This is a genomic window from Flavonifractor sp. An9, assembly GCF_002161245.1.
In the GTDB taxonomy this organism is placed as follows: Bacteria; Bacillota; Clostridia; order Oscillospirales; family Oscillospiraceae; genus Flavonifractor; species Flavonifractor avicola.
The window spans coordinates 65,584-81,194 of the sequence record NZ_NFHC01000018.1 but is presented as its reverse complement, the minus strand read 5'-3'; the positions used below and the strand labels follow the sequence as shown (position 1 = coordinate 81,194).

Below are 15,611 nucleotides of genomic sequence, written 5' to 3'. Positions count from 1 at the left end.
CCCCTATCTATTACCCCCCTATTATCCCCCCAAAAAAGAAAGAAAAAACTCTTGCGCATTTCGCAAGTTTTTGCGCAGAATCTGGGGGAAGAAAACGAGCCTTTGAGCAGCCACAGAAAGGCGGTGATACCGTGGCATTGACAGCAAAACAGACAGCGTTTGTCCAGGAGTACCTTGTGGACCTCAACGCCACGCAGGCCGCTATCAGGGCGGGGTACAGCCAGAGGAGAGCGGGGGAGATCGGATACCAGCTACTCCAAAAAACTACAGTCCAGGAGGCTATAAAAGCCGCAATGGATGAGAGAGGCGACCGGACGCATATCACCCAGGACTTTGTACTGGCCGAGCTGTACAAGATCGCCACCCAGGGGGCGGACGACGGGCCGGAGAGCAGCCTAAAATACTCCAACAAACTCAAGGCGCTGGAGCTGCTGGGCAAGCACATGGCCATGTTTACCGAGCGGTCCGAGGTCACGGGCACCCTGTCCCTGACCATGGAGAGCTACCTGGAGGACCTGGACAAGCAGGGCGAAGGGCAGGCGTTTTGATGGTTCACGTCAGAGTCTGCCGGGAGTACATCGAAAAGTGCTTGAAGATCCGAAACAAGCAGGGCAATATAGTCCCGTTTAAAATGAACGGCCCACAGGGGCGTTTGTATGACCAAATCAAGGAACTGCGGGCGCAGGGAATCCCGGTGCGCATCATCGTGTTAAAGGCCCGTCAGATGGGGTTTTCGACCCTCATTGAGGCAATCATATTTTGGGCAGCAGCCACGGCGCGAAACGTGGCGGGGCTGGTCATGGCCCACCAGGACGACGCCACGTCAAACATCTTTGGCATGGCAAAGCGGTATTACGATTACCTGCCCGACCGCCTCAAGCCCATGCAGAGGGCCAGCAACGCCCGGGAGTTGCTCTTTGCATCACCTACCGGCAGCAAGGGCAAGCAGAGGGGCCTGGACAGCTCCATCCGGGTGTCCACGGCAGGCGGTCATGGCGTCGGCCGGTCCTTTACGATCAAGGTGGCCCACCTTTCTGAGTTCGCATTCTGGCCGGGAGACAAGCGGGACACGCTTGCCGGTATCATGCAGGCAGTCCCGGACGAGCCGGACACTATGGTATTCATCGAGAGTACGGCAAACGGATTCGACGAGTTCAAAGATATATGGGACAACGCGGTAAGCGCCTGGGAGCGCGGAGAGCGTGACGGATGGTGTCCCTTCTTCGCTGCCTGGTGGCAGATGGAGGAATACCGGCGGCCCGTGCCACCTGGATTCGTTCGGACGGTGGAAGAAGAGGAGCTTGTCAAGCTCTACGACCTGGACGACGAGCAGCTTGCATGGCGGCGCTGGTGCATCAAGATCAACTGCGGCGGGGATCTGGACTTGTTCAGGCAGGAATACCCCGCCTGCCCCGATGAAGCCTTCATCGCTTCCGGTTCCTGCATCTTTGACCAGACGGCAATAGCCGCATGGCGGCAGGTTATCAAGACCCGGGCGGCAGTAACCGGAATGAGCCAAGTATACAGCGGGCGAACGGAAAACCGTGGCCGATTTGTCTATGAGTACGACGGCCTGACGGTCTCCGGGATCACCTGGGAGCCTTGCGCCGATGGTGAGATTACCATATACAAGCGCCCTGTGGAGGGCGTGCCCTACGTCATAGGCGCAGACACCGCCGGAGACAGCGGGACGGCCTGGTCCGACTTCTTCGCAGCCCATGTGCTGGACAACACCAGCGGCGAGCAAGTCGCCGTGCTGCATGGCAAGATGGACGAGGACGTATTTGCCCGTCAAATCTACTGCCTTGGGATGTACTACAACGAGGCGTTGGTGGGCGTGGAGGTCAACTACTCTACCCACCCGGTCAAAGAGCTAACCAGGCTGCAATACCCCAGGCAGTACACCCGGGAGCAGACAGACACCTATACCGGGGCGCTCAAAAAGGCCTATGGATTCAACACCAACACGGCCACACGGCCGGTTATCATTGCGGAGCTGGTGGAGGCGGCCCGGGACAACCTGGAGAACATCGTGGACGATGCCACACTGGCCGAAATGCTCAGCTTCGCCAAGAACGACAAGGGACGCGCCGAGGCGCTACCGGGCAAGCATGACGACCTGGTTATGTCCCTTGCCATTGCCAACCACATCCGGCCCCAGCAGTCCATGGTGGTTCTGGAGACGCCGGAGGAACCCCACAAGAAGCTGATAGACATACTCAACGCAAAAGACAGGAGGAGACGCCGCCGTGCCTAAGAAAAAGACTGGAGCAATCCCCGGCTATGATTACTCCGACCGGCAGGCCCGGGAGGAAACGGCGGGGCAGCTCTTTGCCAAGGCCAAGAACGCCCGAACATTCCGCGAGACGGAGTGGGTGCGGTACAACGATTATTACAACTTTATCCACGCGGTCAGCGACGAGATCCGGGAGGCCGTGAGGGACTCTGACATTGGATGGGACCCGGCGGTGGTGCCTGACCCGTTTATCATGGTCGAGAGCCAGGTGGACCCCGTGGTGCCCGAGCCGGAGTTCCGAGGAAGGGACGACGATCTGGACAGCAGCAAGGCCAAACAGCGTGAATATGCGTGCAAGTTCGTCTGCCAAAACAACCGATTGGACGACCTCAACACCAGCAATGAACGGCGGCTGACCAAGTACGGCGACGCCTTTTGGAAAGTGTACTGGGACGATGGTATGCCCTGCGGCCCCAACTGGGGCGACATCCGAGTTCGGGACGTGCCAGTGGATGCGCTGTACATCGACCCTACCGCAGGCCCGGACGGCATCCAGGCTGGGCAGTATGTGGCCTACCTCTACCGGCTCCACAAGGTGGTATTTTGGCGGACCTACGGGGCAGCGCTCCGCAAGGACGGCATGACGGTAGACTCTATTCTGGAGAGCGAGTACACCGAGCGTGGCGGTATCTTTGACATGGTGACCCCCAATGTGGAGGACTCCGAGGATACCGTGCAGGTGATGGAGTTCTGGTATAAAGACCCGGAGACCGGCCGCGTGGGCTGTACCATCCAGGCCGGGGGCCACGAGGTCAAGCACATCCCGGACTACTGGCAGCGGACCGGAGACCAAAACCAGCTGTTTCCGTTTGTCCATTACTGGCGGATTCGGGACGAAAACCAGTTTTATAACCGCTCTGAGCTGGAGCCTATCATTCCTATGGTGGACGCAGCCGACCGGGAACTTGCCAATGGCCTGCTGAATGACGCCTTTACCGCCAACGATATTGTTCTGGTGGAGGAAAACGCCCTTGCCCCCGGCGAGGAATTTACCAATGTCCCCGGCGCTGTGGTTACCGTCCGGCAGAACGCCGTCGGAAAGATTGCCCGTCTGGGCGGACTGAACAGCGGTTCCAATTCCCTTCCTATGGTGGAGTGGCTGCTCACTCAGATTCAGCGCACCAACCGCAACTATGAGACAAACCAGGGCAAGGTCTCCAGCTCCGTCAAGACGGCATCCGAGCTGGCTATGATTCGCTCCGATGTGGACACCCAAATGGAGATTAAAAAGGCCGACCGAAACGCCGGTTTTGAGCGGCTTTATGAGCTGATTGACTGGTCGGTGCTGGAGTTCTACGACGAGGAGCGACAAATCTTCATCGGGGCCGAGAAACCGGACGAAGATCCGGTAAACTTTGCGCTCAATACCGACCAGCTGGCCGGATATGTGCCGGCCACTTACGACTTCATGACCGGCGACGTGCTGGAGGAGGAACGCCGGTACTGGCCCCGGGTGGGTGTGACCGTAAACGCCGGTGACGGCGTGATCCGTAGCAAGGCGGCGACGCTCCAGGCCCTGCAAAACCTTGTTGCGGCGCAGGTCACCCCTGACAATTACAAGTTGTTTGAGGCCATGGTGGACGTGCTGGACATCCCGCAGAAACAAGAAATCATCCAGGACTGGGAAAGCAAGTTTGCCCCGGCGGTTCCGCCTGAGATCGTGGAGGCGCTGGCGCAGAATCCCCAGCTTTTGCAGCTTGTGACCCAGGCTGTAACCGCCCAGCAGGCAGTCCAGCAGATGCAGAGCGCCCAGCAGGTGCCCACGGGCCAGATGGGCGGCAACCCCACGGCGGCCCAGTTTGACATGATGGGAGGCGGTGCAAGTGCTGTGCCCACGGTGTAAAACGGACTGTCAGGTGGTCCGGAAAGAAGGAAAAATACTCTATATCTGCCGGGATCCCCAGTGTGAGAACAAGGGGAAGATCGTGGCAGAAAAATAAAATCGCGGCCGGGGCGGATAACGGCGAAAGGAGATCACTATGGGCGAGTTTGAAAGCCAGGTAACCGAGCAGGAGATTGACGAGGGCACCGCTGGCCAGGAGAGTGTCGTGGACTCTCAGGAAGAAGATGTGACCGAAACCAACCAGGACCCCGGCGAAGGGGGTAACGCTGACCCCGCAAGTCAGCGCCAGGAGGGCGGACAGTCGCACCAGGACAACGCCGCCGCCAGAGCGGCCCGGATTCGCGCTGAACAGGAGACCACCGAGCGCCTGCAACGTCAGTATGACCAGCAGGTAGCCGGTATGGGTATCATAAATCCCTACACCGGGAAGCCTTTCAGCAGCTTCAAGGACTTCCTGGCCTATGGGGAAAGGTTCAAGGCGGATAAGCTGGCAGAAGAAGCCAAGCGCAAGGGAACCACCGTGGAAAAGCTCCAGGAGGAGCAGGAAAACCAGTCCTGGATTACTCAGAAGCGGCGCGAAGAGGCTGTCCAGAAGCAGGCTATGGCGGCCATCAACGCAAGAAACGATTTTGTGCGTCAGGACTTGGACCGGTTTGTCAAGAAGTATCCCGACGTGGACCCCGGGAAGCTGGAAAGCAACCCGAAGTTCCGGAAGTTTGCAAAGAACCGGCTTTACAAGGAATCTCTGTGCGACCTGTACGAGGATTTTGTGGAGCTGGTCAGTGACGCCGAGCGTTCCGCCGTCGAAAAGGCCGCACGCAAGAGCGGCAGAGGCACCGGCGGCGGTCAGAGTGGCGGTGGTGACGGCCTTACCCCTGCGCAGCGGGCAGAACTGGAGGAGTGGAACCGCGATAACCCCTCCATGAAGATGACCGCAAAAGAGTTTTTGAGTATGTAACAGAAAGGAGACCCCTATATGCACCAGGTTATGGATGTATCCGGTGCCGTGCTTCAGTCCGAGCGTGAGTACGACATCGCAAGCAATACCAATGTAACTGTGGGCGCTCTGGTCAAGCTGGAAAAGGGCCTTGTGGTGCCCGTGGTTTCGGCTGAGACCGGCGCTGTGCTGGGTATCACCGCAGAGGCCCACACCGGCACCGAGGACGCCCTCAACCCCCGCAACAACGGCACCAAGATCATCGTCCGGGACGCCCCCGGCGCTGTCCTTGCCTGCCCCGCCCCCGTGGTGGATGCCATTTCCGGCAGCGGCGCTACCACCGTGAAGTTCACCGCCACCACCGGCGCAGGCGCGAATGCCTTTGACGGCGGCTACATCAAGGACAAGACCGGCGCTATCCGCCGGATCACCACCGGCTCCGAAAGCGGCGGAACGGTTACCCTTACCGTCGAAAGCGGCGACACGGTAGCCGTGGGCGATAAGATCGTGGTTTATCCCCCTGTCGGCTGTGACAAGCTGGCTGTGGGCGACGACGGCACCAACATGGTTATTACCAAGGCCGGCGCAACTTCCATCAAGGTAGTGGGCCGCGACGAAGTAACCGACGAGATTTGGTTCATGGCCGTCAAGCACGCCCTGGGCAACGGGCAGTAAGGAGGTCCAAGTATGCCTACTAATGTCAACTCCACCGCCTGGAAGGGCGATAACTACAAGTTTGTGGGCAAGGCGTTCCAGAGCGCCTATGCCAACCGCATGAACAAGTTCAAGATGATTATGGGCGAGGTCAATTCCAAGTCCATCGACTACGAGATGAACGGCACCGGCGGCTACGGTGAGCTGTCCCCCTACAACGGAGCCGACCTGAACATGGGTGAGCAGAAGCGCGGATTCCGCACCATCATCACCCCCGGCGAGTTCCAGAAGTCCATTCCCATCGGCTACAAGCAGGCCAAGGTGGACAAGCTGGGCGAGACCAAAAAGGTGGGAACCAAGCTGGGCGACTCTGCTGCCATGACCGTGTATCTGCACTGCCTGCGGATGTTCGGCAACGCGTTCAACGCCAAGATCCTGGGCGGCGACGGCCAGCCCTGGGCCAGCACCAAGCACCCCGTGGCTGCCAAGATGGACCAGGGCCGCAAGCGTGTGCCCGATCCTGATTCCGGCACATTCTCCAACCTCATCACCGACGAGCTGAGTGTGGATGCTATCACCAAGGCCCAGTCCCTTTCGGGCCGGTATCTGACTCCCGACGGCCTGCCCTTCCTCTGCCAGATGGACTGCGTGCTGGTCTCTCCCGAGCTGGAGGCCACCGCAAAGAAGATCTTTGGCGAGAACAGCAAGCTGCGCCCCCTGCGCAACCCCGGCGACGACACCAACGCGGCAAACCCCGTGTATGAGGACATGACCTACATGGTGGTGGGCGGCGGCAAGGACGGCTTCGGCCCCAAGCAGTGGGCCATCTGTGACCGCACCCTCATGAAGGAGCTGGTCAACATCGTGTACATCACCAAGCCCATGGTCATGAACTCCGACCTGGACAACCCCCTGATTGACCTGTACACCGCCTATGTGGACTTTGGCGTGGGCTGGGGCGACTCTCGGCAGATCATCTTCTCCAACCCTGCGTGACAACAAGAGGGCGGGCAAACGCCCGCCCTCTTTGACTTTCTGGAGGTAATACCATGACATTGGGAGATGGAAAACGGAAGGTCCTCATGCTCATTGACGAGTATTCCTCCGGCGGGTCTATCACCGTGGACGAGGACCTGAACGTGCGCATGGCGGACTTTTTCGACCTGGCGCAGAAAAACATTGCCAATTACAAAAAAATCATCCGGACGTTTACCCCGGCGGCGCCAGACCCGTCCCCGGGCGATACTCCCGCCGCCGGTTTTATTGCCTGCCCGTTGCCGGACAACTTCAAGACCCCGTTTCGGATTTGGAAGGACGGCAAGCGGGGCCGGAACTATGTGTTCACAGAAAGCGCGATCCTGCTTCCGGAAAGCGATATCGGCGCGGTGGTGGTGGAGTACTTCGCCACACCGGCCACCATCCCGCAGAACGCGCCGGACGATTACGAGTTCGAGGTAGACGAGGATGCAGCGGCTTGCCTGCCCTACTTTGTAGCCGCACAGCAGCTGGTGGTGGATCTTGTTGTCGATTACCAGCCGCTGCTTGATAAGATCGTCATCCAACTCTTTGAGCGGATGAAGACTGCACCCAGGAGCCAGCTCATTCAAAAGCAGCGGGAGAAAGAACTCCAACTGGCAAACAGTTCAGTAGCAAATCTGGAGAAACTCCACGCCGCCGCAGAACGGGAACTGGAGAGCTACAAGAAGGAGATCATCAAGACCATCAATGGGACTGGCAGTTTTGGAGCGGACATCCTCGGCGAGATGATAGAGGACACCCGAAGCAAACTGGCGGCGCTGGCACAGGAATTGGAACAGGCCAAGGAAAAAGCGGCTGATCTGAAGAGCTCTGCCGTTGCCGTCCAAAAGGAGTATGACAAGATTATATCCTGGGCCGACCTGTATGCGGGGAGTAGTATCGAGGGAAAGAAGATGATCCTGCGGCAGCTCATTGAGCGGGTGAATATCGGGAGGAACTTTGAAATCCAAGTGGAATTCAAAATCAGTGTCACACAGTTCTTCGACTTCCTGCATCCGGAAGGGGACAAGAGTGTGTACTATCGTGCATCCTGAAAGCATGAAAAAACTCGGGAGATCTCATTTTGAGATCTCCCGAGTGTGGTGGACCTAATCGGGATCGAACCGACGACCTTACGGATGCGAACCGTACGCTCTCCCGAACGCGACACAGCACGGGCCCCACTCTTTTGGCCAAGCAAGGCTTTTTGCCAGCTTTACTTGGGCCCGTGTATTGCGCGGGATTCTTAGGGGATGCGAACCATTGGGAGGAAGCCTCCGAATGATTCGCATCTTGGCCCCAAATGAGTAATTCTTTGTTGAGAGATTTTCGCTAAGGTGTCCTCTATTTTCCCTCAAAAAAACACTGTCCAACAGGGTCTTCCTCTTAACTCCTTTTGGGGAGAGTTCAAGTCATCCCAGACACGGAGATCCTCCCAAAATATCTTTTCGAAATTCACTCTTTTTTGAAAACAAAACCCGCACCAAATTGGAACTGCAAATGTCTTTTGATTCTATCCACGGTGAATCCTTAATTTCTTGAGCTTTCTCGCAAGTGCTCAGGGAGCATTTGATCAATCTCCTCCGTGTCAAAAAACTGTTCTTCATCTTCTTTTAGTGCCTTTTGCGCCGCAAGGTAACTTCTGTGATCAGTTGGTCGAGCTGTTGTATAGACTTTTGCTGTAGACTCCTGGAGCTTATCTCGTCGCTCCATGATAATATCTTCGCTTAGAACTGAGAAGTCTGTAAGAAGAGAAATATATTGCTCTCGAATAATCCATAATTCGTGGGCTGTTGCGCGGTGACTGCTAATATCGCCAGCAAGGTCGAATTCTTTAAAGAACAAATTAAGTGCCAGTAAGATTGTCGAAACAATACCCGCGACCCAGGTCATGACAACTTCATCTGAAGCTATTGCGCCAAGAAATCCACCAGTTGAAATAGCAGAGAGAAAAATTTGCCATATCCTTATTCTTTTATTTTTCTTGACCAAAAACTCTGCTTGCTTTAAATGCGTTGTATATGTGTAAACAACTCGGCCAAAAGCCTCTCTGATTTGGACTTTTAAATCTCGCTTGTGAGATTCATTATGTTCCATTGAATTATTCTCCTATAAAAATGGCTGCCATTTTCAATTAACCATATAGTTAAGCACTTTCCACAGACATTCTGTGCTGTCTCTCCAGCTTAATACCTGGTTGCTTCCAGGAGCATATAAATGATATATTCCTCTTTGAAGATAGTTTTCTAAACTTTTCAGGAGATGGTTTTCATATTCTCCCCATGCAGAAGTTGAAGTTTCTCCATCAGGTACCCACTTCCAGCTTCCGATGGTTGAAAATACAAAGCTATCTATTACAATTCCTGATAGATGGTAACTTTTATAATTGCTATCTCGAACACTTCTAATATGCTTACAGGTATCATAAAGTAATCCATTGCTTTGCCTATTTTTTGCATACATAGCTTCTTGTTCTGCTTTAGGATTCGTGGGCAGCCAGTTTCCTCCCATATTTGTGTCAGGGTAGATATATGTACCGTCCCACTGACCAATCCAGTTCAAATTTTTAAATGCAGGAAGTATCTCGAATTTCATACCATCGCTAAAGGAAATTATTACAACTTGCCCATCAGCTCTCACATCGCTACGAGGATAGGTATTTAGAATTGCTAATCTCACCGCTTGTAGTAAGCGAGATTGTCCATTCCCTTTAACAACATCATACTGCATATATCTATTCTGTGGTAATTCAACCAAGATGTCAAGATCGCTGGTATTGACTGCTGTCCCACGCCCATATGAACCGACATACAAGCTATGTTCTAATTCGCTATCGATACCCCAAAATTCACGGTTAATAGCACGTGTCACAACATGATACCGCATAGAGATTGTTTCCCGAATAGCTTGCGGAATTATTTCCTGATGCTTACATACATGTGAACTCATGATATTATACCTCACTTATAGGCGGACCATAATATATAGAAAATTATACCATGGAAAGCATCCATTTTAAAGCCACATACCATCCATACGGATCAAAATATTTTGCGGATTAGGATTCACAACAAGAATTACTCTTATTAGGGTAGGTCATAAAGCAATTGGCTCTCAATCTGTACAATATCATCCAAAACTATCTCCTGTCCGCCAACCATGCTCAAAATTCTTTTAAATTCGTCAATCTTTTTTGCTCGGCCGACAGTTGTGACATAGGATCCGCCGTCTTTCCGCTCGTCCGGCTGGAACCAGATGACCGTGACCTCCGGCTGCTCGGCAATGTATTTCAGCAGCACCGCCTGCCGTCGATCTAACTCCGCTCTGGTGTCCTCGTCCAGATCCATTCTCTGGTCTGTCAGCCGGGCGGTTTCCGCGACGGCACCCGCGTGACCGGAGAGGGCGGCGAAGGGGCTGAAAATGGCGGCCCGCTCTGAAATCGGCATCCGAGGGTGCTTGGCGGAGGTGGGGTGGGGCAGGTGGAGGATATCGTCATATTTCCCGCTCATGCGTGGTGCCCTCCTATGGTCTGATTCCGCTCCTTGGCAGTGGCCCCCTCCTCCAGGTTCATCCCTTTGAGGATGGCGTTCTTGCCGAACTTCTTCTTGATCCCCAGCATGGCCTCCTGAATCTTCCGCTCCCGGGCATGGGCGGCCTCGTCCGCCTGCTCCCGCTGCTCCTTGGCGGCGTAGTCGGTGAACAGATCCAACTGCTCTGCCTCATCCTTGGGCACATCAACCTCGGGGAGCAGCTTGTTGGCGCTGATGCTCAGTCGGCGGATCAGTAGATTCTCGTCCACGATCCGGTCGTAAAGGGCACTCACCGCCTTCAGCAGATCGCTGGCGGAAGAAGTGTAGGGGAAATTCTCTGTCCCCACGGCGTGCTTGGGGATCTTCCGGCCATAGCGATCAGTGGTCACCGGGCCGCGGTAGCTCTGACGGCGGCTTGGGTCGTCCAGATTCTCCCGGTCGTAGCCCACGGTGAGTACCAGCTGGTTGGTCACCAGCCCTTTGTCCACCAAATCCAAGGCCAGGGCGTCCGCCATCTCCCGCACCACCAGCCTGGCTTTCTCGAAGTCGTAGGGACACTGCAGGACTTGCCCGGAGACGATACTTTTGTTCTCCGGCTTATAGGCTTTCACGTCCGCAATAGTGCAGGGCTCCCAGCCCCAGGCATGGTCGATCAAAATCTCCGCATTGACGCCGAACAGCCGGTACAACAGTTCCTCGCTGTGGTAATCTCCAGGTTTGCCGATGGAACACCGGGCGATGTCGCCCATGGTATATAGTCCGTGAGCCTCCAGCTTATTGGCATAGCCCTTGCCTACCCGCCAGAAATCCGTCAGGGGGCGGTGGGTCCACAGAAGACGGCGGTAGGTCATCTCATTCAGTTTGGCAATCCGCACTCCATCTTGATCTGGATGGACGTGCTTGGCTACGATGTCCATGGCAACCTTGGCAAGATATAGATTGGTACCCATTCCCGCCGCAGCGGTGATGCCGGTAGTCTTCAGAATGTCCAGGATAATGGTGCGGGTCAGTTCCCGCGCCGTCATCTTATAGGTGTCCAGGTAGTTGGTGATGTCCATGAACACCTCGTCGATGGAGTAGGGGAAGATGTCCTCTGGGGCGATATATTTCAGATAGACGCTGTAGATTTTCGTACTCCAATCGATGTAATGAGCCATCCGGGGCGGAGCCACGATATAGTCCAGAGCCAAGGCAGGGTTCCCCTGTACTTCAGGATCGTTCCAGGAGGCGCCGGTGAGCTGATGGCCTGGAGCGTCCCATTTCCGCTTGGCGTTTACCTCTGCCACCCGCTGTACCACCTCGAACAGCCGGGCCCGGCCAGAGATACCGTAGGCTTTCAGAGAGGGGGAGACGGCCAGGCAGATCGTCTTCTCCGTGCGCCGCTTGTCTGCCACCACCAAGTTGGTGGTCATGGGATCCAACCCCCGCTCCACGCACTCCACCGAGGCGTAGAACGATTTCAGGTCACAGCAGATATAGGTCCGTTCTTTCATGCCCGCTCCCTCCTTCCATTTTAATTAGTATCTCACAATCGCTGTCCCATTATCGGGTCCAACCCAGCACGGTGTCCAGTTCCCCCAGGGCCGCGTCCGGAAAGTTCTTCCGTACCTGTTCATAAATCATGGTTTTGGATTCCGCCGGGTCCACGGAATAGGCGGAAGAAATGTGGTCATAGCCCCACAGGGCCTCCGGGGTGGTGTAGATGGAGAGGGGCCAGCCGTAGGGTGCGCCCCGTTTATTGATTCGCTGCCGGAAGTCCCGAATCAAGAGATAGCCGCCCATCTGCAGGTCGGTGACGGTACCCTCGAAGTTCTTTTCCCCGCCCTTGCCGAAGCCGGCCCGCTGTTTCAGGGCAAAGGAGAACCACTCGTCCTGCCCGGCAAAGCAGTCCATGATCCGCTTCTGGCGCATGGGAGCCAGCTCGTCCTCCCAGCGGCTGTCGAAGTCGTACCCGTCCCGCCGCCAGTTGGCAAAATGGGGAAACCAGGCTTTGGAGATGAAGCCGGCCTTCTTCCCAAAGAACTTTCCGTAGGCCACCTTGCCGCTGCGGGCCATCAGGCACCGCCACTCCCAGGGGTCCTGGGCTTCATCCCCAGACCACCAGTAGAGGTCGGCGGTGTTCTCCTCCACAGAGAATCCGTCCACCTCATTTTTGAACAGGGGCAGAAAGCCAATCTCGTCAATCCACTCGATCAGCTCATCCCAGCTCTGAATGCGGGCGGGATCATACCAGTCCAGTCCCCGCATGATCCACTCGCCGTTCTCGATGGACATGATATTCCCCCTTCCACATTGTTGCCATGATTATAACACAGTAGGGAGGAGGGATGCTATTGATATTTCTTCAGATCAGCCCATCTCCATGCCGTTGAGGAATTGGGCCTCGGAAATGTTAAACTCGATCTGGATACCATAATTGCGGGTCAGGGTAACGGCCTTGATCATCTGTGAGGAAATCACTTTTTTCTCGTCAATGCTGGCAGAATCGAATAGTTCCGCCCAGGAGAGGAGCTGTTGGTGCTGTGCCAAAATCTCGGATGAAATCGTTTTGGCTTCGCTCATGCCTATCTGTAGCATCTCAATTTCCTTGGAGAGTCCATCCACTTTTTCCTGCGCAATATCCATCCGCTTTTTTACTTGTCCCGGCGTAAATACGCAGGTCCCCTCAATAGAAGCAAGCATTAGTTCCTCCCACTTAGAGAGCTCCTTGGTGGCCTTGGAATATTCCGCCTTTGCCAATTTCAGCTTTTGCTGATATTCTTTATTGGAAATCTGAACTTGTGCTTTCAAAAATTCCTTTTCATCTACCCGTTTGGCCCGCTCAAAAATGCCCCGAAGAATGGATTCAACAACGCTGTCCACTTTCTCTGCACGATATGTAGTGGGGCCGTCACATTGTTCCTTGTGCTGGGTCCGGTTGTAGCACTTATAGATTGCGATGCGCTCCGGGTGATCTGAGGGGTGGTGGGCCTTTCGTGCGGTAGTTGCAAAAACACGGCCTCCGCAATGACCGCAGTAAACATTGCCTGAGAGCAGGGCTTTTCCGACAATTTTCCGTGGATATGAGCCGGAGGAGCGGACTACAGTGGCTTCGTTTCCATCCTCCAAGGTGACTTTTTCCGTCTCCCAGCCGCATTTGATTGCGTAGTTGATGGATCTCTGCTCTCTGGCCTTTGTCACCCGCTGAAACTGCTCCAACGGGATGATCTGCAGCTCTGGAAACACATCAGATTGTGTTTCCCCGCTTCGTAAAATGCCGGCGTTCATGATGTTGGCCAGAATGTGCTGGATCGTAGAGTAGTGAAACGGCTCCCCGGTTCTTAGATTGATGATCCCCTCATTTTTCAGGATCGTAGAGATTTTCCGGCCTCCGTAACCGTATCGATCAGTCAGGTCAAACATTCGCTTGACTGCGAAAGCTTCGTCCGGATTGATTTCGATATCATACAACTCTCGATTTTTCTTTCCTGTCCGGCCTTTTTTTACCAGTTGAAAGCCATAGGCAGGGGTACCGCCACGGAAGCGGCCCTCTTGAACAATTTGACCCAGCCTGGTCTTAGTGCGGATGGAGGTCTTCAGGCTTTCCCCGGACGCCTGCCAGTAGCGGATGTAATTCATAAGCTTGTCAACATGATTATCAAACCGCTGCTGCCCTTCCTCGGCGCTCCATACCTCGATTCCGTTATTGACGAACCACTCTACTACAAAGGGTGTCTCATCCTCTTTGCGGCCAAGTCGGTCAAACATAAAGACCAACAGAACATCAAATTTTCCCAAGGCCGCATCCCGCTGAATCTCTTGGACAGCATCCCGGTCTTTGGCAGAGACCTTGAAACCGGAGACACCTTTTTCAGAAAACTCCGCAATGATGTCCCAGCCCTTTTCAGCGGCAAATTCGTGGCACCGATGTTTTTGCATGGGGATATCGTCTTTTTCTACCTGTCCTTTTGTAGAAACGCGATAAAGACAGTAGACCCGCTTTCCCATGGGCGCTCCTCCTTAACCTGCACCCCGCTGGAGGTAGGATTCCTTCAGAATCTCTCGCACCAGACTGGGAACAGCTTGGTTGGCCTGTTCGTTAAAGATGAGCCTGACGACCAGACCTTGGACAATCAGTTCTTGTACGCCTTGTCTTTTTGTATCATTCTGCTGCCTCATGGCCGATAGCTCCTTCCTGAATGATTTGTTCCAGTTGATGAATCAAAGAACCGGCTTCCTCAGGCAAAGAGAAAGCCAGTTCCTGTGCGGCCCGGAGCTGCTGAAGGATAGCTTCCAGGTCATTTCGGTCAAGTGTCGATGTTTCGCAGAGCACAATGGCCCGGTCGAGGCAGAGGATTTGAATATCCTCACCAGGGGACAGATTTGCTTGCTCCAAAAGCGGGGAAGGAATCAAAAGCTTCTCCGCGTCCTCCCCGGCCTCGATGCACTCGGGAGAGAGCAGGAATTCCTGATAGTCATTTTTTGCCCCGCCTCGTGTCAGATAGGCGAGGTAGACGGGATCGGCAGGGGATAGCCCCATCTCCTGGAGCAGTTCAGATGCGATGTGGAGATCCCCGTTTTCGCTTACCTGCAGAACCACTTCACTGATTTTCAAACACACCATCCTCCCTAAAAGATAAAGTGCCGGCATCCGAGAACGGTGGCCGGCACTCATCATGATTTGTCAATAGTAATGGTATATAGAGAATACATCATCAGATGATTGCGGTCTGTAACCATCTGCTACTCTCTTTGTTGACAGTTATACGTTATTTTCTATGGCATTCGCCTCACTTTTCTTGGTGTTCCTTAAAATCTGCGGTTAATACCACAAACATAGGGACCGCCCTGCCTTTGGCATTTCACCTTCTCCAGCGATTTTTCTGGATTTATGCAATAAAAGCATCCTCATCAGTTGGAGGGTGAAACAGGGACAAAGGCGATCCCCATGGCTTCTGATATTAAGACTTCACAGTTCTCTCTGTGTCTAAGGGATGGTCGAAAGCGAGATACCGATCCGCACCGGCATTCAGCGTCTCCACTTCCTCTGAGCTGGTAGCGTGGGTTGACAGAACCAGGATCGGGGTCTGTTCCAGCTCCCGCATCCTGCGAATCAGGTCCACACCGCTGATCTCTGAAAAAGATAGATCCATAACCACAAGAATATAGTGATACCTTGCCACCATACTCAGCGCTTGCATATAGCCATCAGCATGGTGGAATTCCAGTGAAAGCCCCTGCAGGCTGTCCTCAATATCCTGACAAAGTTGCTGATTGCTTGTGATAATCAACGCTTTATGCGGCATTGTCTCACCTCGAATCTAATAGTGTAAGCGCAACAGGAAGTGGTACGCA

At 54.5% G+C, this 15,611-nt stretch carries 16 protein-coding genes and 1 tRNA gene; 7 read left to right on the top strand and 10 right to left on the bottom strand.

Features of this window, described 5'->3' with window-relative positions; genetic code table 11:
- Positions 1-131: 131 nt before the first annotated feature.
- The 7 genes from B5G40_RS11860 to B5G40_RS17185 all read left to right on the top strand — a co-directional run bounded on the left by B5G40_RS11860 (position 132) and on the right by B5G40_RS17185 (position 7,802).
- Positions 132-548: a terminase small subunit gene (locus B5G40_RS11860; protein ID WP_087399741.1), complete on the top strand. Its 417-nt coding sequence runs from the start codon at positions 132-134 to the stop codon at positions 546-548.
- An 83-nt stretch (positions 549-631) separates the two neighbouring features.
- Positions 632-2,257, top strand: a complete 1,626-nt coding sequence (locus B5G40_RS11855; RefSeq protein ID WP_206407237.1) for a hypothetical protein — start codon at positions 632-634, stop codon at positions 2,255-2,257.
- On the top strand, positions 2,250-4,139 hold the full coding sequence (locus tag B5G40_RS11850) for a hypothetical protein (protein WP_087399739.1): 1,890 nt from the start codon (positions 2,250-2,252) through the stop codon (positions 4,137-4,139). The genes B5G40_RS11855 and B5G40_RS11850 overlap by 8 nt, the downstream gene beginning before the upstream one ends.
- A 136-nt stretch (positions 4,140-4,275) precedes the next feature.
- Complete coding sequence (locus B5G40_RS11845) at positions 4,276-5,097, top strand: hypothetical protein (protein ID WP_087399738.1); 822 nt, start codon at positions 4,276-4,278, stop codon at positions 5,095-5,097.
- 18 nt (positions 5,098-5,115) lie between these two features.
- Entirely contained in the window at positions 5,116-5,751 is a 636-nt protein-coding gene (locus tag B5G40_RS11840) for a hypothetical protein (RefSeq protein ID WP_087399737.1), read from the top strand.
- A gap of 12 nt (positions 5,752-5,763) precedes the next feature.
- Positions 5,764-6,726 carry a hypothetical protein gene (locus tag B5G40_RS11835; protein WP_087399736.1) on the top strand — a complete coding sequence of 321 codons (963 nt, stop codon included), beginning with the start codon at positions 5,764-5,766 and terminating at the stop codon, positions 6,724-6,726.
- Between the two features lie 53 nt (positions 6,727-6,779).
- Entirely contained in the window at positions 6,780-7,802 is a 1,023-nt protein-coding gene (locus tag B5G40_RS17185; protein ID WP_206407236.1) for a hypothetical protein, read from the top strand.
- Positions 7,803-7,848: 46 nt separating this feature from the next.
- On the opposite strand, the gene B5G40_RS16920 is transcribed toward B5G40_RS17185, so the two are convergent.
- From B5G40_RS16920 to B5G40_RS11790, 10 genes are all read right to left on the bottom strand, one after another.
- Positions 7,849-7,929, bottom strand: a tRNA-Ala gene (locus tag B5G40_RS16920).
- A gap of 348 nt (positions 7,930-8,277) precedes the next feature.
- Positions 8,278-8,844, bottom strand: a complete 567-nt coding sequence (locus tag B5G40_RS11825) for an SLATT domain-containing protein (protein WP_087289525.1) — start codon at positions 8,842-8,844, stop codon at positions 8,278-8,280.
- Between the two features lie 33 nt (positions 8,845-8,877).
- Entirely contained in the window at positions 8,878-9,696 is an 819-nt protein-coding gene (locus tag B5G40_RS11820) for an SMODS domain-containing nucleotidyltransferase (protein WP_087289524.1), read from the bottom strand.
- Between the two features lie 137 nt (positions 9,697-9,833).
- A complete protein-coding gene (locus tag B5G40_RS11815) occupies positions 9,834-10,256 on the bottom strand; it encodes a hypothetical protein (RefSeq protein WP_087289523.1) in 423 nt (140 codons plus the stop codon).
- Entirely contained in the window at positions 10,253-11,770 is a 1,518-nt protein-coding gene (locus tag B5G40_RS11810) for a DNA methylase (RefSeq protein WP_087289522.1), read from the bottom strand. The genes B5G40_RS11815 and B5G40_RS11810 overlap by 4 nt, the downstream gene beginning before the upstream one ends.
- A gap of 49 nt (positions 11,771-11,819) precedes the next feature.
- Positions 11,820-12,551 carry an AlkZ-related protein gene (locus B5G40_RS11805; protein WP_087399735.1) on the bottom strand — a complete coding sequence of 244 codons (732 nt, stop codon included), beginning with the start codon at positions 12,549-12,551 and terminating at the stop codon, positions 11,820-11,822.
- Positions 12,552-12,626: 75 nt separating this feature from the next.
- On the bottom strand, positions 12,627-14,264 hold the full coding sequence (locus B5G40_RS16915) for a recombinase family protein (RefSeq protein WP_158099526.1): 1,638 nt from the start codon (positions 14,262-14,264) through the stop codon (positions 12,627-12,629).
- Positions 14,265-14,276: 12 nt separating this feature from the next.
- Positions 14,277-14,435: a hypothetical protein gene (locus B5G40_RS16910; RefSeq protein WP_158099525.1), complete on the bottom strand. Its 159-nt coding sequence runs from the start codon at positions 14,433-14,435 to the stop codon at positions 14,277-14,279.
- Entirely contained in the window at positions 14,419-14,871 is a 453-nt protein-coding gene (locus B5G40_RS11795) for a hypothetical protein (RefSeq protein WP_087399734.1), read from the bottom strand. The genes B5G40_RS16910 and B5G40_RS11795 overlap by 17 nt, the downstream gene beginning before the upstream one ends.
- A 346-nt stretch (positions 14,872-15,217) precedes the next feature.
- Positions 15,218-15,562, bottom strand: a complete 345-nt coding sequence (locus B5G40_RS11790; RefSeq protein WP_087399733.1) for a response regulator — start codon at positions 15,560-15,562, stop codon at positions 15,218-15,220.
- Between the last annotated feature and the right edge of the window lie 49 nt (positions 15,563-15,611).